The sequence below is a fragment of the Nostoc sp. ChiVER01 genome, assembly GCF_034531155.1.
Taxonomy (GTDB): domain Bacteria; phylum Cyanobacteriota; class Cyanobacteriia; order Cyanobacteriales; family Nostocaceae; genus Nostoc.
This window is the reverse complement of sequence record NZ_JAVRBS010000014.1, coordinates 1-24,112: the sequence shown is the minus strand read 5'-3', so window position 1 is coordinate 24,112 and position 24,112 is coordinate 1. Positions and strand designations below refer to the sequence as shown.

Annotated in this window: 18 protein-coding genes; 11 read left to right on the top strand and 7 right to left on the bottom strand. The window is 43.4% G+C overall.

All coding sequences use genetic code 11. The features are described from left to right. Positions 1 to 415: 415 nt before the first annotated feature. Entirely contained in the window at positions 416 to 2,485 is a 2,070-nt protein-coding gene (locus RMY00_RS18840; RefSeq protein ID WP_322648994.1) for a hypothetical protein, read from the top strand. A 68-nt stretch (positions 2,486 to 2,553) separates the two neighbouring features. On the opposite strand, the gene RMY00_RS18835 is transcribed toward RMY00_RS18840, so the two are convergent. Continuing rightward, positions 2,554 to 3,858: a sugar ABC transporter substrate-binding protein gene (locus RMY00_RS18835; protein ID WP_322648993.1), complete on the bottom strand. Its 1,305-nt coding sequence runs from the start codon at positions 3,856 to 3,858 to the stop codon at positions 2,554 to 2,556. Positions 3,859 to 4,069: 211 nt separating this feature from the next. Between RMY00_RS18835 and RMY00_RS18830 the strand changes: the two genes are divergently transcribed. The 5 genes from RMY00_RS18830 to RMY00_RS18810 all read left to right on the top strand — a co-directional run bounded on the left by RMY00_RS18830 (position 4,070) and on the right by RMY00_RS18810 (position 10,472). Beyond that, on the top strand, positions 4,070 to 5,176 hold the full coding sequence (locus RMY00_RS18830) for a type IV pilus biogenesis protein PilM (RefSeq protein ID WP_322648992.1): 1,107 nt from the start codon (positions 4,070 to 4,072) through the stop codon (positions 5,174 to 5,176). A 4-nt stretch (positions 5,177 to 5,180) separates the two neighbouring features. Further along, complete coding sequence (locus tag RMY00_RS18825; RefSeq protein WP_322648991.1) at positions 5,181 to 5,957, top strand: PilN domain-containing protein; 777 nt, start codon at positions 5,181 to 5,183, stop codon at positions 5,955 to 5,957. Then, positions 5,954 to 6,730, top strand: coding sequence for a pilus assembly protein PilO (locus tag RMY00_RS18820; protein ID WP_322648990.1), 777 nt, complete (start codon positions 5,954 to 5,956; stop codon positions 6,728 to 6,730). The genes RMY00_RS18825 and RMY00_RS18820 overlap by 4 nt, the downstream gene beginning before the upstream one ends. Positions 6,731 to 6,870: 140 nt before the next feature. Further along, positions 6,871 to 9,246 carry an AMIN domain-containing protein gene (locus RMY00_RS18815; protein ID WP_322648989.1) on the top strand — a complete coding sequence of 792 codons (2,376 nt, stop codon included), beginning with the start codon at positions 6,871 to 6,873 and terminating at the stop codon, positions 9,244 to 9,246. 191 nt (positions 9,247 to 9,437) lie between these two features. Continuing rightward, positions 9,438 to 10,472 (top strand): cysteine hydrolase family protein, encoded by a 1,035-nt coding sequence (locus tag RMY00_RS18810; protein WP_322648988.1) that lies wholly within the window; start codon positions 9,438 to 9,440, stop codon positions 10,470 to 10,472. A gap of 140 nt (positions 10,473 to 10,612) precedes the next feature. On the opposite strand, the gene RMY00_RS18805 is transcribed toward RMY00_RS18810, so the two are convergent. Then, on the bottom strand, positions 10,613 to 11,506 hold the full coding sequence (locus RMY00_RS18805; protein ID WP_322649129.1) for a M23 family metallopeptidase: 894 nt from the start codon (positions 11,504 to 11,506) through the stop codon (positions 10,613 to 10,615). Positions 11,507 to 11,766: 260 nt separating this feature from the next. On the opposite strand from RMY00_RS18805, the gene RMY00_RS18800 reads away from it, so the two are divergent. Then, positions 11,767 to 12,975 (top strand): HhoA/HhoB/HtrA family serine endopeptidase, encoded by a 1,209-nt coding sequence (locus tag RMY00_RS18800; protein ID WP_322648987.1) that lies wholly within the window; start codon positions 11,767 to 11,769, stop codon positions 12,973 to 12,975. 245 nt (positions 12,976 to 13,220) lie between these two features. Here the strand turns inward: RMY00_RS18800 and RMY00_RS18795 are convergent, their stop codons facing one another. From RMY00_RS18795 to ispD, 3 genes are all read right to left on the bottom strand, one after another. Next, the gene (locus RMY00_RS18795) at positions 13,221 to 13,568 is read right to left on the bottom strand and encodes a DUF760 domain-containing protein (protein WP_322648986.1); all 348 of its coding nucleotides are present in this window, start codon (positions 13,566 to 13,568) and stop codon (positions 13,221 to 13,223) included. A gap of 197 nt (positions 13,569 to 13,765) precedes the next feature. Further along, the gene (scpB, locus tag RMY00_RS18790; RefSeq protein WP_109009187.1) at positions 13,766 to 14,302 is read right to left on the bottom strand and encodes an SMC-Scp complex subunit ScpB; all 537 of its coding nucleotides are present in this window, start codon (positions 14,300 to 14,302) and stop codon (positions 13,766 to 13,768) included. A gap of 284 nt (positions 14,303 to 14,586) precedes the next feature. Continuing rightward, complete coding sequence (gene ispD / locus RMY00_RS18785) at positions 14,587 to 15,276, bottom strand: 2-C-methyl-D-erythritol 4-phosphate cytidylyltransferase (protein WP_322648985.1); 690 nt, start codon at positions 15,274 to 15,276, stop codon at positions 14,587 to 14,589. Positions 15,277 to 15,345: 69 nt separating this feature from the next. Here ispD and RMY00_RS18780 point away from each other — a divergent pair, with 69 nt between their 5' ends. After that, positions 15,346 to 16,305, top strand: coding sequence for a glycosyltransferase family 9 protein (locus RMY00_RS18780; RefSeq protein WP_322648984.1), 960 nt, complete (start codon positions 15,346 to 15,348; stop codon positions 16,303 to 16,305). A gap of 219 nt (positions 16,306 to 16,524) precedes the next feature. On the opposite strand, the gene RMY00_RS18775 is transcribed toward RMY00_RS18780, so the two are convergent. Further along, positions 16,525 to 17,010, bottom strand: a complete 486-nt coding sequence (locus RMY00_RS18775; protein ID WP_322648983.1) for a CRR6 family NdhI maturation factor — start codon at positions 17,008 to 17,010, stop codon at positions 16,525 to 16,527. 634 nt (positions 17,011 to 17,644) lie between these two features. On the opposite strand from RMY00_RS18775, the gene RMY00_RS18770 reads away from it, so the two are divergent. Beyond that, the gene (locus RMY00_RS18770; RefSeq protein ID WP_322648982.1) at positions 17,645 to 18,091 is read left to right on the top strand and encodes a Fur family transcriptional regulator; all 447 of its coding nucleotides are present in this window, start codon (positions 17,645 to 17,647) and stop codon (positions 18,089 to 18,091) included. A gap of 158 nt (positions 18,092 to 18,249) precedes the next feature. Here RMY00_RS18770 and RMY00_RS18765 read toward each other — a convergent pair whose 3' ends face one another. After that, on the bottom strand, positions 18,250 to 21,261 hold the full coding sequence (locus tag RMY00_RS18765) for a pentapeptide repeat-containing protein (protein WP_322648981.1): 3,012 nt from the start codon (positions 21,259 to 21,261) through the stop codon (positions 18,250 to 18,252). A 143-nt stretch (positions 21,262 to 21,404) separates the two neighbouring features. Between RMY00_RS18765 and RMY00_RS18760 the strand changes: the two genes are divergently transcribed. Both RMY00_RS18760 and RMY00_RS18755 read left to right on the top strand, forming a co-directional pair. Next, entirely contained in the window at positions 21,405 to 23,168 is a 1,764-nt protein-coding gene (locus RMY00_RS18760; RefSeq protein ID WP_322648980.1) for a DUF3685 domain-containing protein, read from the top strand. A gap of 111 nt (positions 23,169 to 23,279) precedes the next feature. Continuing rightward, the gene (locus RMY00_RS18755; protein ID WP_322648979.1) at positions 23,280 to 23,990 is read left to right on the top strand and encodes a phosphatidate cytidylyltransferase; all 711 of its coding nucleotides are present in this window, start codon (positions 23,280 to 23,282) and stop codon (positions 23,988 to 23,990) included. Positions 23,991 to 24,112 lie beyond the last annotated feature (122 nt).

Sequence of the window (24,112 nt, the reverse complement as noted above, 5' to 3'; positions counted from 1 at the left end):
CTTTCTTATACATGGAATAACATTTGCAGCAAATGTTCAAAGTTGAGATAGTAATACCATTTATTTTTGAAAATGCGCGATAGCGCGGGTGGGGTATTTCTGTACCTCACGTTGGCATAGGCTAAGAAGAGAAGTTTAAATCTGCTGTAAGTGCCTCCAGCATAGCTGCCTGGTGCCTTGCGAGAATAACACCCAGCCTATTGACAAGGTTTAGATATTCATCAAAAGATTTAAGCTATTTAACGGTTAATTAACTAATTTTTATTACAAAAAATCAGCCGTTGACTAGCTGACACCAAAAGACCGCTATCAATACAACTGGTAATTGTAAGCCTTGTAATTCGTGATTAAATTTCCTAATTACGAATTACGTAGCTTGCATGTTGCCTGCATATAAGTATTACCAATGAAAATCATGGTTAATTCATCATTGAATCTTTCTGACCTCAACGGCGCTAATGGCTTTGCTATCAACGGTATCAATGAAGGTGACAGATCAGGCGTTTCTGTCAGTAGTGCTGGAGATGTCAACTCCGACGGCATCGCTGACCTGATTATTGGGGCGTTCGGTGCCGACCCCAACGGCGACGATTCAGGGCAAAGCTACGTGGTATTTGGCAAGAAGACAGGATGGAGCGCCACTCTCAACCTCTCTGACCTCAACGGCGCTAATGGCTTCGCGATCAACGGCATCAATGAAGATGACACATCAGGCTCTTCTGTCAGTAGTGCCGGAGATGTCAACTCCGATGGTATCGACGACCTGATTATCGGGGCATTCTTTGCCGACCCCAACGGCATCAAATCAGGGCAGGGCTACGTAGTATTTGGCAAGAGGACAGGATGGAGCGCCACTCTCAACCTCTCTGACCTCAACGGCGCTAACGGCTTTGCTATCAACGGCATAGCGGCGGATGACATTTTAGGCCGTTCTGTCAGCAGTGCCGGAGATGTCAACTCCGACGGCATCGCTGACTTGATTATCGGAGCATACCGTGCCGACTCCAACGGCGACGATTCTGGGCAAAGCTACGTAGTATTTGGCAAGAAAACAGGATGGAGCGCCACTCTCAACCTCTCTGACCTCAACGGCGCTAACGGCTTCGCAATCAACGGCATCGCGGCGGAAGACTCGTCAGGCTTTTCTGTCAGCAGTGCCGGAGATGTCAACTCCGACGGCATCGCTGACCTGATTATCGGGGCACAGAAAGCCGACCCCAACGGCTACAATTCAGGGCAAAGCTACGTGGTATTTGGTAAGAAAACAGGATGGAGCGCCACTCTCAACCTCTCTGACCTTAACGGTGCTAACGGCTTCGCGATCAACGGCATCAATGAAGGTGACGAATCAGGCGTTTCTGTCAGCAGTGCTGGAGATGTCAACTCCGATGGTATCGACGACCTGATTATCGGGGCAGACGGTGCCGACCCCAATGGCTACTTATCTGGGCAGAGCTACGTGGTATTTGGCAAGAGGACAGGATGGAGCGCCACTTTCAACCTCTCTGACCTTAACGGTGCTAACGGCTTCGCTATTAACGCCATAAATGAAAGTGACTTTTTAGGCTTTTCTGTTAGCAGTGCCGGAGATGTCAACTCCGATGGTATCGACGACCTGATTATCGCGGCAGACAGTGCATCTCCCAATGGCTACTTATCTGGGCAGAGCTACGTGGTATTTGGCAAGAGGACAGGATGGAGCGCCACTTTCAACCTCTCTGACCTTAATGGCGCTAACGGCTTCATTATCAATGGCATCAGTTTATTGGACAGGTCAGGCTATTCTGTCAGCAGTGCTGGTGATGTCAACTCAGATGGCATCGCTGACCTGATTATCGGGGCATTCCGTGCCTCCCCCAACGACAACAGTTCGGCTGGGCAAAGCTACGTGATATTTGGTGGGAAGAATATAGGCAAAACCAGTACCATTAACCTAACGGGAACTGCTGGTAAAGATACTCTTGTCGGCACAGACAGCAACAACATCATCGACGGCAATGCTGGTAACGACATTATTAATGGCTTCGGTGGTAATGACCTGTTGCGAGGTGGGTCAGGTAATGATACTCTCACTGGTGGATTCGGCAATGATACTCTGGTTGGCGGTGCTGGCAATGACGTACTCACAGGTGGTACGGGTGCTGACAAATTTATTTACAACACTGATGCTGCTTTTGCCCTAAGTGGTGTTGGTGTAGATGCGATCGCTGACTTTAAGAGTTCCCAAGGTGATCAAATTATCCTTGATAAAACTACTTTTAGTGCGATTGCTTCAACTGCGGGAGCAAGTTTTAGTAACAACAGTGATTTTGAAATCACTTCTTCAGCAGGGACTAGCAGGGCAACAATTGTCTACGATCCTGTGAGTGGGCAGTTGTTCTACAACCCTAATGGCAGCGCGGCTGGTTTTGGTAGCGGTGGTCTATTTGCGACTCTAACTGGTGCGCCAACTCTTACGGCATTAAATTTTGTGGTGCAAGCGTAGTTTGTCCAAGACACCCTCAGGACTTACGCAACTTGCCTAAGTCCTACATCCATTATTTCGTTTGTCTACTAACTCCTAGCATTGTTCCACTCCTGCGCCGCATCTTCTACAGCTTTATCTACAGTCTTTTGCCCTAACATTGCTGCTTGCAAGTTTTCGTAAACTGCCTTTTGCAGTTTGTTGAAATCCTTCAAAGTAGGAGTTAATATTTCTGCCTTTGACAATTCTTTAGCACTCATAACTCGGGCTTTTTCTATTGTTGAAGCATTAGCTGGAACATTTGTAAAGTAAGTATCAGATAATGCCTTGATTGTAGAAGGTAAGACATTTGCAGCTTTAGCAAAGGCTAACTGATTTTCGTCATTGGTGACAAATAAAGCAAACTTAACAGAAGCGTCTGGTTGTTTGCTATCGCGGGGAATAACCATATTCATCACCGCGACATTTTTCTTGCCTGTGTCACCAGTGAGTTGAGGTGCTATTCCTGTAGCTTGAGCAATTTTCGGGGCATTATTAGCGATCGTTTTCAGAAACTCTGGCCCAGAAGCTAGAAACGCAGTCTCTCCAGATTGGTATAAATCGATCGCGTGGCGATGTCCTTGCGTCAAAACTTCTTTAGGAAGTAAGCCTTTTTTATACAAGTCTACCCAATACTGAAACGCTGCCTTACCTGGTGCCGAATTAAACGCCGCTTTTCCCTGAGCATCTATTAAAGTGACTCCCATTTGCACAAAAGATTCCAGCACTTCACCAGAATCTTGTGGTACGAAAGTCACAAAAAAGGCATATTTGCCAGTTTTATCTTTAATTTGTTGCGCTGCTTGTGCCAATTCTGCGTAGGTTGCAGGCGGTTTATTGATACCTGCCTGTTTTAATAAATCGGTGTTATAAATGGTTAGCCGTGTGGTGAGATACCAGGGAATCCCAAAACTCTTGCCATTAAGCGTAGAAGATTGCCAGATATTCGGTAGATAGGAGGAACGTACATCCTTTGGGACTTTTGCATCTAAATCTAACCAGGCATTTCGTCCAGCAAGTTGGGAAGCAAAACCCGGATTCAGGTTAACTACATCAGGTGGCGTTTTTGCGGAGACAGCTGTTAATATTTTGTTCTCCATCGCCGCCCAGGGTACATCAACCCAGTTAATCTTTATACCTGGATTTTGCGATTCAAAATTCGCAATTAGGTTTTTGAAGTAGTCGGTAAATTGAGGTTGGAGTTGCATCGTCCAAAACTCAATAGTTGCCGCCCCTGAAGTAGCCTGTTTTGTACCTGTACCAACATTACTTGTGCTGCAACTTACAATCCAACTGGTTAATAAGCCAAGTAGTGTAAAAGCAACAAGTTGTTTAAATTTTCGTAATTGAATCATTTTCCCAGTATTTTTACGCTTGCTCAGTGTGAAAAGCTTAGATCAGAATTGTCGAGATTCTAGGCTAAATAAATTAACAGTAATAGAGGCGACTAGGGACTAAGGACTAGGGACTGGGGACTGGGGACTAGAGAAAAGTTTTTTTAATACCCAATACCCAATAACCAATGCCCAATGCCCAATTAAATTTAGCAGTCCATCGGGCACAACTGTGGTAAAAAGCTTCAAAAGTCTGTTTGGCAAATCAAAAAAAGGGGTCGGCATCGAACTTGCTCCTGAAAGGGTGAATGTAGTTCAGCTACGCAAGCAGGGTCAAGGCTTGAAGCTAGAAACATTTACATCGGTAGCAGTTCCAGAAGGCGTAGTTACCGATGGTCAAATTACCGATCCCGCAGCAATGGCGCAATTAATCCAGCAGGCGCTAACTGAGAGCAAAATCAAAACTTCTCGGGTTGCCACTGGTGTACCAGGGCGAGATTCCATCGTTCGGATCATACCAGTGCCAGCAGAGTTAGATGATAAAGAACTGCGAGAAATGGTTCTCAACCATGAAGCAGGTCTATATTTACCCTATCCTCGTGAAGAGGCTGATGTAGATTATCAGAAACTTGGGTACTTTGTAGATGAAGATGGCATTGAAAAAGTACACGTACTTCTAGTTGCCACTCGTAAGGAGATAACGGATACCTATATCAGTACATTCGAGCAGGCAGGATTACAAATCGATGTTTTAGAAATTAACAGTTTTGCTTTGATTCGGACTATTCGTGAGCAATTGCGACAATTTGGGCCGCAAGAAGCAGCAGTACTAGTTGATATAGAGTTCGACAGTACAGAAATCGCCATCATCGTTAACGGAGTGCCACAATTTTCGCGCACAGTCCCAATTGGGACTTATCAAATGCAAACTGCCTTAGCAAGGGCAATGAGCTTACCCACATCACGAGATATGGAACTGTTACACGGTATGGTGATTCCCCAAACTTCTCTAGATGGCGGCAAAACTGGGGTTACTGAAATCAATCCTGGTATGGCAGCCATATTGAGAGTATTGGGAGAACTAACTGATGAACTGCGCCGTTCCATCGATTTTTACCTTAATCAAAGTGAAAATTTGGAAGTAGCACAGATTATATTAGCTGGCCCAGGAGGTGGACTCCAACAGCTAGATGAGTTCTTTACCCAACGATTGAGCTTGCCAACTACTCAAATAGATCCAATCGTAGCTCTGTCCTTAGAAGTTGACACTGATAAATATCCACAGGTGCAACGCTCTGGTTTGGCGATCGCACTTGGTTTAGGAATGCGGGAGGTGTAACAAAATGTACAGCCTAGATGTTAACTTTCTTAAAGATCGCCCAGCATATCAGAAAAAACCTGAGAGATCGGGAGGAATATCCCTAAAGTTTCCTACGGGGGATTTGACACTGCTGTATGTAGGAGTTGGAGTAGGTGTAACTCTTCCAGCTTTATTGGGAATTGGTTACTTGTTATTGCAAGGAAAGATTGTTGAATTAGATGGTCAAATTGCCCAACTAGACCAAGAAAGCAAGAGGTTAGATACAGAAATAGGAAATATTAATAAAATCAAAGACGAGACGAAAGCGATTAAAGGGGAAACCCAAGCTTTAGTTACTGTATTTGACCAAATTCGACCTTGGTCAGCAATGCTGCAAGATTTGCGCGATCGCATTCCAGCAGCAGTGCAAATTAAGACCATCAAGCAAACCCCACCCATTCCGGCTGCGGAAGGGAAGCCAGCAAGCAATCCCGCCGGAGGGTTAGAAATTACTGGATTGGCTCGTTCTTTTAACGATGTCAATGATTTTTTGTTGAGTCTACAACAGTCTCAATTCTTGAAGCCCACAGAAAGCAGAATTGTGACAGCAACGTTAGTAGATGCTCCCTTAGCTCCAGGTGTGAGTCAACCTGCTAGTGGTGTAACAATTAAGCTACCGCAAGTAGTTGAATACACTATCCAATCAACTATGAATGATGTTCCAGCTTCAGAATTAATCCGGGAGTTGGAAAAAAAAGGCACAGTGGGGTTAGTAACTCGAATTCGTAGTATCCAACAAACAGGAGTCATTTCAAAATGACGCTGAGTGATGATTTAAATTTTGGCGAACAAGGTGGGGAATTCGAGCAGGAAACACCAGCATCCCCCGTGCTATTTGGTATTGCCTTCACACCAAAAATTATTGGGATTTTAGTGGGGCTAATTGGTTTAGCAGGAGCAGGTTATATATTATTAAACCTGCTCATGCCAGCTTTGGAAAGCTATCAGCAACAGCAAGCTAAAAGCTCTGAATTGCAAGGGCAAATTGAGCAAAAAAAAGCCAGTATCAAAGAAATTGGCAAAGTTAAAGACGAGCTAGCACAGGCAAAACAGCAAAAAGTTCAGGTTTTAGGTTTATTCGCTAACGAAAAAAGCTTAGATACATTGCTGTTGGATGTGAACCGTTTAATAGAGTCTGGTAGTACTCCAACTTCTGTTAATGCAGTGAGAGCCAAACTAAAAAAATTTGTGCCAGTTTCTCAAAAACCAGAACCAATTACCGATGGAACTTTAGGGCTACAGGTTGACGGTAAGCTGCAACGCAGCAGTATCAATGCCGAAATTACAGGAACTTATGAGCAAACACAATCGATAATTCGTAACATTGAGCGTTTACAGCCTTTGTTAATAGTTAAAGACTATCAATCAACTTTGGCTCCAGTAGAGTCAAGATCCCCATTGGATAAAACGCCGGTGCAGGTTGGCCCAGCAACGATTAACACATCATTCCAGTTACAGGTATTGATGCCACTTACTCCAGAAGAAATAGCCGCAGCAGCCGCAGCCGCAGCTAAAACTGCTCCGAAAAAGTAGAGACGCGATTAATCGCGTCTGTACAGGAGTTAAGAATTACAAATTATCATTCCTAACTCCTAACTATTCACTCCTAACTACTTTTTCTCAACTTCTCAGAATTGTTTGTAAACAAGGTTTTATAAGGTGAGGAATGAACTGTGAAACAGCTTCACGGTAATAGTTTTATATTAGGTACTGCCGCTTTTGTATTTTTGGCAGCTCAACCAGTTTGGGCACAAATTAGTCAAATTACTAATGTCCAGTTAAATCCAGTTAATGGTGGAATTAATGTTGCTTTGAAAACTTCTTCAGCGTCGCGCCCCCAAGTTTTCACTACAAAAAGAGGCAACGCTTTAGTCGCAGATATTATCAATACTCAATTACGATTACCACAAGGTAAGAGTTTTCGTCAAGATAGCCCAGCACCAGGAATTGCATCTGTTGAGGTTAATCAGCTTGATGCCAATAGCGTCCGGGTGACGGTAACAGGGAGTAATAATACACCTAGCAGTCAACCTGTGGTGCGATCGCAAAATGGAATTACACTCAGCTTTAGCCCATCGTCAGGCACTATAGCATCAACACCAACGCCAGCAGCACAAACTTTCACAGCACCGCCTGCTACGACTCCAGCCCAACCTGGTCAAAAGCCAGGGGTTCTTGTTCCCAACCCGGAAGTCACCATTGACGGACAACCTGCACAACCTGCTGGGCCAGGTCAACCTGTGAGTCAGGCTCCACCTTTTTTACCTAGAGCCGTTGCCCCACCCGTAGGAGATATCGCCATTTCTAATACTGATGCTTCTCCTAGCACCATTGACTTAGGAACTCAAGAACGTGTACCGCGTTTAGTGCTGCGAGATGCGCCAGTGCGTGAGGTTTTGTCACTACTTGCCCGTGCTGCTAATTTGAACTTGGCTTACGTGGAAGGTCAACAAGCTGGCGCTGCTGCACAAGCAACCTCTCAAACAATCTCTTTAGATATAGAAAACGAGCCAGTGCAAGATGTGTTTAACTACGTTTTGCGCTTGAGTGGTCTAGAAGCTAACCGCAGTAATCGCACAGTTTTTGTAGGGGCTAAACTACCTAATGCAACGCGTGACATGGTTATGCGTAGCCTGCGACTCAATCAAGTATCAGTAGGAGTTGCCATCAACTTTTTGGTTGGCTTAGGAGCAGAAAGTGCCATCAGCCGCGAACGACAAGTTACCAGCGTTAATGCTGTACCTGTTGGGGCTGGAGCTACGCCCATCACCCAAACTCAGACCACTACAGAAAGCAGAGTTGAAACTCAACGTGTTACTTTTACAGACTCTAACCCATTATTGAGAGGTTTACAGGCATTAGGGGATGAGCGCACAAATGCTCTAACCTTGATTGGCCCTCCCCGGCTAGTTGAGATGGCGATGGCTCAACTAACTCAGCTTGATATACGCCGTCGTCAAGTAGTAGTCAACGTCAAGATTATCGATGTTAACCTCTTGAATACGCAAGATTACAACACCAGTTTTTCCTTTGGGGTTGGTAACAACTACTTTACAAATGATGGCGGTGCAGCATCTCTAAATTTTGGTGGTTCCAGACCTGCTACAAGAGCCGAAGCATCAACCAGTGTGACTAGTACACCTACAACCGCTAATCCACTTAGTAGCGCAAATATTTTTCTTGACCCACAAAATCCAACCACAGGAGTAGCTAGTGCTGGTGTAAGCTCTAACCCAACGCAACCAGGACTTTCATCATTTACCGCAGGAACTCCAGGAACAATTACATCTGTCCCAACTCAGTTTGACCCAGTTACTGGTGCGCCAACTCAATTTAGTAATCAAGTAACTGGCCAAACCCCTGCTCAATATACATATAGCTTGCCGTCTATTTACCAGTTCCCAAAACGTCTTCTCACTAGTTTGCAAGCTCAGATTACAAATGGTAACGCCAAGATTTTGACAGACCCGACGTTAATTGTTCAAGAAGGTCAAACCGCTAATGTCAACCTGACTCAGGAAGTGGTAGGCAATATTAAAAGGGAAATAGTTCGCGATGCGAATCTTGCTACAGAAACGATTACAGCAGATAAAGATCGAGTAGGTTTAACCCTAGCTGTTAAAGTTGAACGAATTGACGACAATGGTTTTGTCTCTCTATCGGTAGCCCCCGTTGTTAAAGCACCCCAAGCTCCAGCTACTATCAACGTTGGAGGAGGTGGTAGCCAACAAATATTCTTGGTATCGGAGCGCTCTCTTAATTCTGGCTCGATTCGCTTGAGAGATGGTCAGACGCTGATTCTCTCAGGTATTATTCAAGACACAGACCGGACTTCTATCTCCAAGATTCCTATTTTGGGTGATCTTCCACTAATTGGTTCGCTATTTAGAAGTACAAACAGACAGAACCAGCGCAATGAGGTAATTGTATTACTCACACCTCAAATTATGGATGACACAGAGAACTCCTCCTACGGCTATAACTACACTCCTAGCCCAGAGGTGCGGCAAATCCTTGAGCGTCGAGGCTTGAAAGTTCCGACGAGGTAATAAAGATAATGAGCAGGTAAGTTACATCTGGCAAAGGCTCAGAACCCCAACTTCTTTAAGAAGTTGAGGTTCTTTTTGTTGACGAGTAGGATTAAATTCAAATGTTGCAAAGTTTGGATGAGAGCGATAACTTCATTAAGCTTTGCTATTAAATTTATAAATGTTATTACAGAATAAAAGTGACTGTAATTATGAACACCCAAATAACACCCCAACTACTAATTCCCTCACACTTTAACCCTGAAGAAGTCGGCAAAGTCTGGCGCGTACCTTACCAAGAACGTGCTGTCGAAGCTGAAATCTGGGCAAAACAACACGATATCAAACCTGCATCTTTAGATAAAAACCGGATTTGCCTACTATTAATTGATGTCCAAAACACCTTCTGTATACCTGAATTTGAATTATTTGTAGGTGGAAAATCTGGAAAAGGGGCTGTGGATGATAACGTCAGGTTATGTGAATTTATATATCAAAATTTGGGAGTAATTACAAAAATTGTACCCACCCTGGACACCCACACAGCAACGCAAATCTTCCATCCGATCTTTTGGGTAAACGCTGCGGCAGAACATCCCACTCCGGCAGCGACTAGCATCACCCTAGCAGATATTGAACAAGGTATTTGGAAAGTCAACCCAGCAGTTGCTGATACTGTTACTAATGGGGATTATGAATTATTAAAAAAACATACTGACCATTACGTTAAGCAACTAAGTCAAGACGGTAAATATCCCCTGACAGTTTGGCCTTATCATTCTATGTTGGGTGGTATTGGTCATGCTTTAGTTTCATCAGTAGAAGAAGCGATATTTTTTCACGCAATTGCTCGTCAGAGTCAGACGCAATTTGAAATTAAAGGTGAAAATCCCTTAACAGAAAACTATTCCATCTTGCGTCCAGAGGTGTTAGAAGATTTTGAGCAACGTCCACTTGCTTTAAAAAACACGCGCCTGATTAAACAACTTTTAGAATATGATGCAGTAATTATTGGTGGTCAAGCTAAAAGTCACTGTGTTGCCTGGACAATTGACGATTTATTAACAGAAATTAAACAGGTAGATGCTACCCTTGCTCAAAAAATCTATTTGCTAGAAGATTGCACTTCTCCTGTTGTTGTTCCTGGTGTTGTGGACTACACAGAACAGGCAGATGCAGCATTTGCAAGGTTTGCAGAGGCAGGAATGCACATCATAAAATCTAGCGAATTTGGGAATTGGGCATAGAGCATGGGGAAGAGGACTTGGGGACAAGGAGAATTGGGGACAAGGGGAAAGACTTGTTGGAAGGCTCTAAACTTTTGTCACCTTGTCCCCTTGTCCCCTTGTCTCCCCTGCCCCCCCTGCTCTCCCTACTCCCCATTCCCTCATTTTTTCAAATAACCCTTTGGATCTTCTGCTACCCAACCCAGAGATGAGCTAGAACGCACTTCAAAATGGAGGTGCGGTTGACTGGAACTTGGTTTTCCACTAGTTCCTACTGTTCCCAGTAAGTCTCCTTTTTTTACTTGTTGACCGACAGTAACCTTGATACTGTCAAGCTGGGCATAGCGGCTTTGGAGTCCGCCACTGTGGTTAATAATGACTAACTTGCCGTATGAACCTTGATCATTAGCAAAGGCTACGGTTCCAGGCGCGATCGCTAGCACATTTGTACCAACTGGTGCTAATAAATCAACACCACTGTGGAAGAAAACTTCACCTGTAGCAGGATTAATTTGCCAGCCGTAAGCTAATCCCACATTTGCCACTTCCCCCAAAGGATAGCCAGACAAAGATGCACGGTTTAGTGTACCTGCATCAGTAGGTATAGGGGACTTCGTTACAACACCATTGGGTGACCAATTTACCCCTGGAACAAACACAATTCTGGGGTCTTGTTGGCAGCCATTCACCTCAAAAAGGCTATCAGCACGAACTTTGTATTTTGCTGCCACTTGTCGCCAAGTTTGACCACGAGGCACTTCGACGACAATCCCATTGTAGGGAGGAATCTGAAGTACACTACCAACGCCTACGCTCGCACCGCTCTGCAAAGCTGGATTCATGCCGATAATAGTTGTAGGTATCAGATTGTAGCGCTGGGCTATGCTCTCTAAAGTTTCGCCACGAACAACTTTATGGCGTTGGAAGCGAGATAGGGCTGGAGTTGGGCAACCACCCACAGCAGCTTTGGCGCTGTTGATGTTTGGCAATATGGATACTAAGCTCAAGGCGCTAACTAAGCTACAGAGAATCAGTTGACGGAAGGGTAAAGTCATGTATACAGGTAAAGAGCGCATTAACTTTAAATTTTAGATGGGAAAAGTGGGGAGTGGGGAGTAGGAAGTGGGGGATGAGGGAGCAGGGGAGAGTTCAATGTGCCAAGTTCAATCCCCTCTGCCCCTCTGCTCCCTGCCCCCTGCCCCTTTGCCTCTTCTGCCCAATCCCTAATTCCTCCTAAATTGATCTGTCCACTTGCCGTTAGCTTGACTACACTTAGAAATTAGCAACTGCATTTCTGTCCTTAAGCAGAATGATTATGAAGTTATCCTTAAAGCAACTGGCGGTTTATATATTTTTACTGGTGTTTGGCTGTGGTGCAGGTTTCTTAGGCAGTCGCTATCTCCTGCTCAAAAACTCTTCGTTCCAGCAGTTAAGAAATGTAACAATGGCTTCGCCTCCAGAATCTGTAGTGCCAAATTCTTCTAACGGAGCGGTTGGGGCTACTGGGGGCGATAATGTGAATTTTATTGCGACGGCAGTGCAAAAAGTTGGCCCGGCTGTGGTGCGAATTAATGCCACTCGCAAAGTCGCTAATCCTATCTCTGACGCCTTGAAAAATCCCCTCTTGCGGCGATTCTTTGGGGAGGATGAGCAACCAATTCCCCAAGAACGCATTGAGCGCGGTACAGGATCGGGATTTATTTTGAGCCAAGATGGAGAATTACTCACTAACGCTCATGTCGTAGCTGATACAGATACAGTACAAGTCACCCTCAAGGATGGTCGAAGTCTAGAAGGGAAGGTGGTAGGAGTTGATTCGGTGACAGATGTGGCGGTGGTAAAAATAAAAGCGGATCATTTACCGACTGTGAAATTAGGCAATTCGCAAAACTTAATACCAGGACAATGGGCGATCGCTATTGGTAATCCTCTTGGTTTAGATAATACTGTCACTATCGGCATCGTCAGCGCTACAGATCGCACCAGTACTCAAGTCGGTGTACCAGATAAACGAGTCAGCTTTATCCAAACTGATGCCGCAATTAACCCTGGTAATTCTGGTGGCCCCTTGTTAAACGCCCAAGGTGAAGTGATTGGTGTTAACACTGCCATCCGCGCTGATGCTCAAGGACTCGGTTTTGCTATCCCTATCGAAACTGCCGCTCGCATCGCTAATGAACTTTTTACCAAAGGGCGTGTACAACATCCCTTTTTGGGTATTGAAATGGCAGACCTTTCTCCGATCAGAAAACAGCAGATTAATCAAGAAAATCAGATCAACATTCAGCAGGAAGCTGGGATTGTAATTAAAGAAGTCACAGAGGATTCCCCAGCCAAGCGTGGAGGACTGCTTCCTGGAGACGTGATACAAAAAGTTAACGGTAAACCAGTCAAAACCTCAGCCCAAGTCCAGAAGCTCGTAGAGTCCAGCACAGTTGGGGACATTTTAGCGATCGAAGTCAACCGTAGCGGTAAAATTCAAACCTTCAAAGTACAATCAGGAGCTTATCCTGAAAGGAAGTAGTCAAGATAATTCGTAATTCGTAGTTGCAAGACGCTTGCGGACACCAGAAAGCGCGTCGCTGTCAGTGGAAGCTTGAACTCTCCACAAATGTCTTGTTAACCACTAAATTTTTAATTCAGTGTGGGCTGCTGTAACCTTTTTAATTACGAATTACGAATTACGTTAGCGCAGCGGTAGCGAGTCCACGAGCGTCATTAGTAATTATTTGGTCAATAGTCCCAGAATATTTGACTACTGACTATTGATTATGAATCATTAGACAAATGCTCTAACTGCATTCTTTGTTCCATCTGGCGCAGAAAATACCCTGTCATCATGGCCGACGCTAGAAGCCCAGCTAAATTCTCCCGATCTGTTGTAATTTGCACGTTAAAGTTTTCTGGCGGGAGCATTCCCACAAGCCCTTGGACATTTTGCGAGATGATTTGTTTAATTTCGGGGCTGGCGGACTGAGCAATCCTGGCTAAAACATCAGGAGACTGATGCTGTAGATATTTGAGTAGCTGATTGGGGTATTGCTCAGAGTGGTCTGAAAGAAGTTGATTAGGGTGTTCCTCAGAGTTGTCATTTAAAAAGTCAGGATTAAACACCATTGGCAGTTTTATTTAGCTTAATTGCTAACTCCACTTTAAACCATAGTACAAGGGTAGCGCATTCACCATAGGTATAAGTCAAGAGGAGGGGAGTGGGGAGTGGGGAGCAGAGGGGCAGAGGGGATTGAACTTGGCACATTGAACTCTCCCCTGCTCCCCTGCTCCCCTGCCCCCCTGCCCCCCTGCTCCCCTGCTCCCTACTCCCCACTCCCCACTCCCTCCAGTTCTAGTTCTAGTTGTTCTTCCTTCTGGCTAGTAGAAAGTATTTGGGGGAGTTGTTCGATTTGGAAATATTGATGAAATTTTGGGGTTACTTGGAGTGAATAAGAGCGAGAATCGCTGTCTCGACGCTTGCGGATGAAACCAAGTTCTACAAGTTCTGGAACGTGCTGATATACTCCTGAACCGCGCAGGTTAATCAAGTCACTCTGGAGTATGGGACTATTAAGGGCGATCGCAGCTAAAGTTCGCAATGCACCTACACCCAATTCTACTGGTATCATAGTTTGCACTAAGTCATGAAAATCAGACCGTAGTTGCAAACTGTAACCATCTGGAGTTTCTACTACCTCTAGGGCGCTATCTCGGTGGGCATAGTTGTCCATTAGTTCAATTATGCCTTCTTTGACAGTGGCGCGATCGCACGCGGCATACTCGGCAATTTCGCCGAGCGACAAGGGTTTACCCTTTAAATACAGAATTGCTTCTATCTTTGTCGCTGTGGCTGTAATCATTTAGTTATTAGTCATTTGTCATTGGTCATTAGTCATTTGTCATTGGTCATTAGTACATGACAACTAACAATCAACAAGTGTGTGGCATTATATCGTAAATTGTCAAAATATTGTTTGATATTCTCAAATTGGGTATTGGGCATGGGAAAGAGGACTTGGGGACTCTTGAGAATTGGGGACAAGGGGAAAGACTTGTTGGAAGCTCTAAACTTTTGTCACCTTGTCCCCTCTGCTCCCCTGCCTCCCCTGCTCCCTCATCCCCCTCATCCCGCACTCCCCAACTTCTAATCCCCAATCCCTCTACTTGTGAGAATAAATTCTGCGATCGCTAAATCTTGGGGAGTTGTCACTTTTAAATTTGTCTCTTCTCCCTCGACAATTCGCACTTCAATACCACATTTTTCAAATAGAGCTGCGTCGTCAGTTACTTCCCAACCTTGACGGACACCTTCAGCGTGACACTGTTTCAACAACTTGACATCAAATCCTTGGGGAGTTTGTGCCGCCCATAATTGCCGTCTGTCGGGTGTTTTTTGAATTATGCCTTGTTCATCGACAACTTTGATGGTGTCTTTAACGGGTACAGCAGCAATTAAACCGGGACAATGGCGAATGGCTTGGGCACAAGAGTTAAATAAATCTGGTGTGGCCAGGCATCTAGCCCCATCATGAATTAACACTTGTTCTGCGGCTACTGGTAGCGCCTGCAAGCCGTTGTAAACAGATTCTTGGCGGGTGGAACCACCTGTAATCAATTCAACTGGTTTAGTCAGCTTTAGATCGGCGAGAATTGCGTTGAAGTCTGGCCAATCCGTAGGCTGAGAAATAATTCCGATCCAACTGATTGTACTGGCGGCTTCTGCGGCTAATAAAGTCCAGGCAATAATTGGTTGCGATCGCACGACTAGCAGGAGTTTATTGCGGTTACTACCCATTCTTTTTCCGGTTCCCGCAGCTGGAATTAGTAAATACACAGAATTCCTCAATCTTTAAGCTATATATTTTCCCCTAAAATAGGGAGCGAGTAAGCGTCAATAAATATTATGCGAGTAGTAGCCCTTGTACCTGGCGGAATTGGCGACCAAATTCTCTTTTTTCCGACTCTAGATGACCTCAAGCGCAATTACCCTAACGCTCAGATAGATGTCGTTGTTGAACCCCGGTCAAAGGCTGCCTATCGAGTGAGCAAGTCAGTTCACGAGGTACTGGCCTTTGATTTTCAAGACCGTAACAGTCTGGCAGATTGGGGTAACTTGGTGGGAACAATTCGCGATCGCGAATACGATATTGCCATTGCTGTTAAGCAAAATTGGTTGATGGGTCTTTTAGTCTGGTTGACGGGAATTCCCACACGCATTGGCTACCAAGGCAAAGGAGCGGTTTTTCTTAGCAACGCTGTGCCATTTAAACCATCACAGTATGCGGCGGCAGTATATCATGATTTGCTGCAACCATTAAGCATAAAAACCCCTGTCCCAGAATTAGCTGTAAATGTACCAAAAACAGATATTGACTGGGCAGAAAAGGAACAAAAACGTTTAGGGGTTCATGAAACAGGTTATATCTTGATTCATGGCGGTTCTGGCCAGTTATCCCAGGCTAAAGAACTGGATAAAATCTACCCTGTCCAGAAGTGGCACCAAATTATTCAAAACTTCCAAGATAAGCAACCGGATCTGCCTGTGGTAGTCATTAAGGGAGTTGACGATGAGCAGTTTGTGCGATCGCTTCTGGGGTCTTCTCCAGATATCAAGGTGACTGCCCCAGATGATATTGGTAAGTTAGCTGCCATGATTGCCGGGGCAAATCTGATGTTGTCCACTGATAGTGCGGCACTACAACTGAGTGTTGCAGTCCAAACCTATACCATCGCCCTATTTGGGCCCACTGATCCAACGGAGTTGTTGCCGAAAAACGAAAAATTCCTGGCCATTAAATCCCCCACAGGAAAAACGGCGGATGTTTCACCAAATGCAGTTTTGGAGAAAATTTGGGGCGGCTAAACCAGCAGTTTGTCTCAATTTCTGCAATTAGTCTATTGGATATTCCAATATAGTTATGCGTTTGTTGAATGACCGCAAAACCTAGAGGTGACAGCTAGATTTTGCGGTTATTCAGAAGAATACAGAAGTCAGAATCAAGACGTTCTCTATGAGATGCTGCGCTATCCACCAGTCGCTTAACCGAATTCTGAATTCTGGCTCCTGGCACCTGAATTCTTATTAAAATATCTCAAAAAAAGCATCCTCTAATTCATAACCCAGCATTTGGGCCATCGACTTGAGGCGTGAGAGGCTGGGGATGTTTTGTTGTTTGAGCCAATCACCTAAAATAAAGATTTTGTGCATCAAAAATATTTCTAAGGCTTCAGGATTGTACTGAATGCCTTCTTTGGAACTGAACTGGTGTGGCACAAGCATGGCGCTATAACGAGCAAATTCTCCAGCTTTCCAATCTAATAAAAATGGTAGCCACGGGTATTTGGCATCTAGGCGTATAAACCATAGCCGCACCTCTGGAATTTCTGAGAGTTCCCGTGGATCGCCAGGTTCGAGTTCATAATTGATATCAAAGCGTAGCTGCTGTTCATGGGATGCGGCCCCATCTTGCAGCAGTTGTTCAATCACCGTTGACGCAGGCGACAGATCCAGATTGTTAATGAAGTCATTATTGAGTGCGATCGCGATTGTCTTTGATTCAGCAGCCACTTTTTTGATGCTCAACTGTAGGATCGACAATCTACAGTAGCAGCTTTCAGGTATTGACGCTAGATTGACCTCTAGAAATAAATTAGTATTTACTAATACTTTATTTGTTGATAATTTGGTCAACCTACACAAGTCTGACCTTCTCTAATTTATTTGATACTTTTGCTTAGTTTTCGCTGGTTATAACAAATATACATTTAGTTGCTAGCCTTGATATGAGCTGATGGTGATAACTGCGGCGGTTTACGCCTACGTCACTCATGTACACTGAATTTATAAAGTTAAATGTTACTTTTGTAATAGCGATAAATACTTGCCTTGAACTAAAAAATTACTACACGATTAACATGGTGTGACATTAAAATTAGCCTACTTGGGGCAGGCGTTACCTTTTCCAAGGTGGACATTTACAGCAATTTTAAGTTAAAGTTGTAATGAGTTTGTTTTAGATTAAGGTCTGACAAAGTAGCCGTCAATAAGCAAAAAAATCATTATCGCAACCTGTAACTTCCGCAGCATCAAAAGCCAAAACACAAGCACAGGTAGAAAAAGTGTGTGCAATATCATTGCATATATTAAATAAGCAATAAACATTTAAACGGGAAAATTCCCTCAACAGTTAAGAAGCTGTAATATGCAAAAACAAACAATTTCTACAAAACCAATTCGTTCTTTAGAAGATGCGCTTGAGCAGTGCCAAATATTAGGTATGCGTGTCAGCCGCCAGCGCCGTTTTATTCTAGAATTACTTTGGCAAGCAAATGAACATCTTTCTGCTAGAGAGATTTATGATCGCTTGAACCAACAAGGTAAAGATATCGGTCATACTTCTGTTTATCAAAATTTAGAAGCATTATCCAGTCAGGGCATTATTGAATGTATTGAACGCTGTGATGGGCGTTTGTATGGCAATATCAGTGATTCTCACAGTCATGTAAATTGTATAGATACAAATCAAATTCTTGATGTTCATGTAGAACTCCCAGAAGAGTTAATCCGCAAAATTGAAGAAGAAACAGGAGTGCGAATTACTGACTACAGTATTAACTTTATTGGCTACCGTAACCCGCAAGAGGAGTAGGGGGCAGGGGGGGCAGGGGGAGCAGGGGGAGCAGAGGGAGCAGGGGGAGCAGGGGGGACAAGGGGACAAGGGGACAAAAGTTTAGAGCTTCCAACAAGTCTTTCCCCTTGTCCCCAATTCTCAAGAGTCCCCAAGTCCTCTTTCCCATGCCCAATGCCCTATTCCCCAATAAAATTATTACCAAAAATTGTTTCATCATCGACATCATCATATAAATCTTCTGGTAAAATTGTGCCTTCAGAGCTTTCAATTAGTCCGATCGCAGGGGGTTTGTTCCAATTATTATCTGTGTTTGTCGCAATTTTGACGGTACTTAAGAAAGGCTGTTGTGATGGCGAATACTTAAATTTTTGAAACGACTCTTGGGAGAAGGAAGCATTATTATCGCTGACTAATTTTTTATCAGTCTCAGTGAGAATGGCATCAAATAAGCAGGCGTTAGTAAGATTAGCAGAATTAAGGTTTGCGCCTGTAAGATTGGCCTGTTGAAGGTTTGCGCCTGTAAGATTTGCCTGTTGAAGATTTGCACCTGTAAGGTTTGCGCCTGTTAAGTTTGCACCTGTGAGGTTAGCCTGTTGCAAATTCGCTCCTGCCAAATTCGCTCCGATTAACTCCGCATTTGATAAGTTTGTCTGCTCAAGACTTACCCCAGTTAACATTACTTGTAACAGAGAGGCTCCTGATAAATCGAGTCCAGCTAGAGACTTAATTCGAGTTGCGAAGGCATTTTTATTCAAAAGGCTTGTTCTAGCAATCAGCGCACTTAAAGCCTCTGGATTGAATTCTGCCAAATTGATTGGATTCCCACAAGGACAAAAGGGAAGTTTTGTTTCTCGGGAGCAAGCACAAAGCAATAAAAACACATTCAGTCCCACAGCAGCATTCACCTGCTCAACATTCACCGGGTTTTTCAGTGTGTGAAAATGACTCAAAGCTTTATGGGCTATACCTTCATCTAACCAATAGCCTTGACAGTAAGCACGCCAGAAGGACAAAAGCCGTTGGAACAAAACTTCAAAAGAAAACTTCTGCTTTTGCTCTCGGCGTAAAATTGCGTAGGCGCAGCCCGCCGCAGGCATCGCCAATTTCTCAATTTCTTGGCTAAGTATCCCGTAACCCAGTAAATTGTAAATATGCTGGGCTACACCACTAGGAGAATCAACCACAAAAGTAAGCGTGCCATAAACCTCATCTTGGCACTGAGTCAATAATTTCAACTCAGCAGTTATAGCCTCAGCACAAAGATATTCTCCTAACTTAATATGCGAAAACTCAATTAAACTAGTTTTTGCTGCACTTTCTAAATACCGAATTTTAAAATAAAACTCTGGTAGAGTATTTGCTTCCTCAGGCAAACTAATTTGATGACGTTGTGAGTGTAAAATTTTCAGAGCGATCGCTTGCATCTGCTCAAGTAAATCTTGAGGATGACGATTAGCGAGTAAATTAGCGATCGCTTCTGGAGTCCGGTGAATATGAGCCAATCCTGAGCGTAGTAGCATCGTTTTAATACCGCCAGTTAACGGATAGCCCAACAACCATCGACTCAGGCGATGATGAATTTCCCATAACAGAGAAGACTTTGGGTTATTAGCAGCTAAGTGTAATAGTTCATCATCTAGCAGTCCCTCTCGGTGTAAAATGCCCAACAAATGCAGCATTAGAGGTTGACGGATAAGGGCAGAAAATTCTTTTAACTTTGATTGACTAGCAAATAACCCTGCCTGTTTTAAGAATGTAAAGAAATTTTGAGCGATCGCTAAAGATTGCACTTTTGTCCATTGCTGAAACCATTGTTTTAGTTCCTCTGCATCCAACGGCTGAATGATAATTTGCTTCAATTGCAACGGGATCTCTGGAGCAATTTCTTGTAATGTCGTTGATCGACTCGTTAAGAAAATTTTGTGTCGGTGCTTAGATTGAAAATTCAGTAATTGCTGAATAAAAATTGCTTTTGCCCTTATCCCATGAGCAGAAGGGGGAAGTTCATCTAAACCATCCAACAGTAACAAACAAGGGAGATTTTCTTGCTCTAACCAAGTTGAAAGATTAACACTAAAGGCAGAATTTAGAGTTTCGATAAAAGTTTTACCATAAGTTACATCCCGTAACCTAATTACTATAGGCATCCAATTAGGGTAAAATTCTTCTGCTATCTGTGCTGCCCAGAGTTGACAAAAGCTAGTTTTTCCATAACCAGGTTCCGACTCAATTAGTGCGATCGTTTCTAAATCAGCTAGCTGTTGCTGCGCCCATGTTTTTAAATCAACTGGCTTAACAGTTTTTTTATCCTGCTCAGAAATATTTTCCTCTATTGGTAAGCCTTTTTGTGCAACATAAATATCGTTGAGGGCAAAGGATTCTATCAGCAAAGGTATACTGAGGCTTTTAATCAAACTTGCCCGATAATGTTCTCGCTGCAAATCAATTTTCTCAGTGGCTATAGAACCTACTTCTGGGGCGATCAAACTGGGAGATAATGAAATCCCTAAACGAAAAAATTTTTGTAGCTGCGCTAAAGGTGCAGCATTCTCAGTAACGACTACCAGTAAGTGACCAGGAAGTGAGTTGAGCAAACGCTGTGTTAGGAGTTTAGCTTCAGGTTCCTCTACACCATTGGCAACTAACCAAGCTATGGCAGCGTTATTTATTTGTTGCACCAGTAATGAGTCGGCAACCAAAGACAGTGCTTGTTCAGCTTGAGTATCAGTTAATTTACCTGGACTGAGAGTTTTTAGTAACCCTTGCAGTTGTGGATCTTGGAGAGTAAGTTTACCCATTTCCTCCTTCGGGATGGGTATACTTGCCCGGTCTAGCCACGGTCTTTGCAGGCTTGTTTCCTGCTCTATAATTGCTTGCAAAGCTTGGAGATAGCCAATTTGAAAAGCTAGCCATGTGCCTTCGTTACGTTTTAAAGGTTTTTTTTGGCTGAGGCTACGTAACAGGTTTTCTGTCAACTGGGAAATGAAATTGATTTCTTCCCAAACAATAGCTAAGGGCAGTTCTAAAACCTCTACCAAAGTACAAATATCAAAAGGCATCAAGCTTTTGACTTCCATATCCTGAACAATTCGGTAGGCAATACCTGCCAATTGTCCAGCCGAAAATCCTTTGATTTGATTGATTGCGATATAGCGTTCTGCCAACCAATGGCGAATACTCAAGTTCATTTAATTACACAGTGACGGCTGCATAAGGCAATTATGATCGATTTATCAGTTTGCGAAAACAGGTAACAATGGGGAAGACAAAGTTTTGTATCAAAGTTGTTTTCTGATTGGTAAAAAACAGTGCTTGTGTAACTGAGTAGACTATGAGCGATCGCCCTTTAAAATTATTGTTAATCGACCAAGACCCAATTTTTCGTCTGGGATTACGGGTAGCTCTAGAAGCAATTCCTAACCTAGAAGTCACAGGAGTAGTAGAAAATTATACTACTGCCTTGCAGATTTTAGCAGAAATTGCCCAAGAAGACCCAAATCAAGTCAATTTGGTGGTTTTGGAATTCGGTAATGGTCGCTCCACCACCAGTCAACAGCTAGGTTTACAATTCTGTCGGCAACTCAGAGCCTTATATCCCAACCTGCCAATTTTATTTCTCAGTTCTATCCAAGAACAAGGACTGCTATTGGCTGCCAAATCTGTTGGTATTAATGGCTACTGCCCTAAAGGTATACCACTTCCTGAATTAGTCGCCGCCATGCAAGAAGTTGCAGATGGTGGTGACTATTGGTTCCAAGACACCCAAGCAATCACAACTCCTAACTCCTGTACAGACGCGATTAGTCGTGTCTCTGCCCACTCCCCACTCCCTTTTTATAAACTGCGAAATAATTTACGTTTGTCAGGAATTGCTCACATTGAAGCTACTCTAGCCGCAGTAACAGCGCAATTACAAGTTCCCGGGCTACCAGTATTAGATCGAGCAATTCTAGCTGGACAGAGGCGAGAACTGCTAGCGGCTCGTTGGTTGCTAAATCGGTTGTTGGTTTCATCACAAGAAAAGCAAGAAGAAGATATTCCCGTTGCTGATGAGCCGCCTATAAATCCTTGGTTGAGTAGTGCCATTCAACAAAGGCAAATGTCACCTTTACTTAGTCCGGGAACACTACAATCTGCATTATTTGCATCTTGTGTTACCAAACTTCAATTTTCTTTACGAAATGTCACAGATATACCTTTAGAAATTGATATATTTCGTGAAGATAAAAAACGAGAATTACTTTATCTTATCCTGCAAAAACTAGCTGAACAGTTGGATGAATTACGCGCTTCTCAAATAGATATAAATCAATTATATGAGGTAAAAGTTAGATTACTAAGTGAGCTATGGCAAGCAGCAATTACAGATTTTTTTGGGAAATTTTCTCGGATAAAATTGGAAAATAGAAATATAGAGATTGTTAATTATTTATTACCAAGTATAGAAGTTGTCCAAAGAGATATTCTTAATAAAATTCCGTTAGTTTGCGAATTATATTCCTATTTAATGTTTCAAATAGAATTGAACATTGATAATACATCCTATCCAGTAATCAGTGCTGAAGCTAAGTCTCAAGCATTAATGATTTTAGAGAACTTGTTGATTCAGGTAGCGAATGGGGTAGTGCAACCACTGTTAAATTCTTTAGCAGATGTAGAGGTGATTAAACAAAACTTTTATGGACAGCAATTGATTTCTACAAGAGAGATTGAAAGATTTAGAAATAATTTGTCGTGGAAATATAGACTAAAAAATTATATAAATGAGCCAAAAGCCGTTTTTGAAAGTCGCTATGAACTATTTGTAATTGCACCTCGTGGGATTGCCAATACATCAGTTTATGCTCCTCGAAATCAGGAATTAGTAAAACTTTCTAATATTCCTTTAGTAGTGACATTAGTTTTAGAATTTAGTGATGCGATCACACCGCGTTTAAAATCACTATTAGCTTTTGCAGGTAGCGGTATAGTCTTTATTCTTACACAAATAATTGGTAGAGGTTTAGGTTTAATCGGTCGTGGTATTCTTCAAGGTATTGGTAGTGCTTCGTTAATAGAAAAGAACCTTAGACGAAATAGCGATCGACCTAAGTGAAGGAACAGGGGCAGGGGAAGAAATCAATTCAAAATTCAAAATTAAACAACTTCTGTCTTCTGCCTCCTCTTTCCCAATGACTAATGACTAATGACTAATGACTAATGACTAATGACAAACAATGATTTTATCGGACTAGCAATTTCTTATATTTACGCTATTGGTCTGCTTGTTCTTGGCGAGGGACTACGCAGGCTGTTTGGTGTGAAGCCAGATTTGACCCGCAAGGTAATCCATATTGGTGCAGGGATGTGGGTTTTTGGTGTCCTGCTACTGTTTAAGCACTGGGAAATCGGAATTATACCTTTTGCTACCTTTATCGGACTTAACTACTTGTTTTACCGCCACCGAATCATCGGCGCAATGGATACCCAGGATAGCTCACCTGGTACAGTTTATTTCGCTATCTCAGTAACACTGCTTTTCGGGCTACTGTGGCGACCAGATGGGCCAGTAGATAGCGTTGCGATCGCTGTTGCTGGGATAATGGCGATGACCTGGGGTGATGCACTAGCAGCATTAATCGGTAGGCGCTTCGGGCAGCATAAATACCAAGTGGGAAATTCTGTGCGTTCTTGGGAAGGTTCAGCAGCAATGTTTGTAGTGAGTTCAGTAGTCATTTTCTTGGTGCTGTTGCTGCTACCAGGTTCCTCGCTGAGTCCCCTAGCAAAACCTTTTAGTTTAGCATGGGCCCTATTGACGGCGGTAATAACTGCTACTTTCGCTACTTTAGCAGAGGCAGTCTCACCCCACGGTACAGATAACCTCAGCGTGCCTCTAGTAGCGGCAGGAGTGGTATGGGTTTTGATGCAGGGCTTTTAAACCAACGTCCGAGTTCAGAGGCTCAACGTCCGAGTTCAAAGGCTCAACTTCCGAGTTCAAAGGCTCAACGTCCGAGTTCAGAGGCTCAACTTCCGAGTTCAAAGGCTCAACTTCCGAGTTCA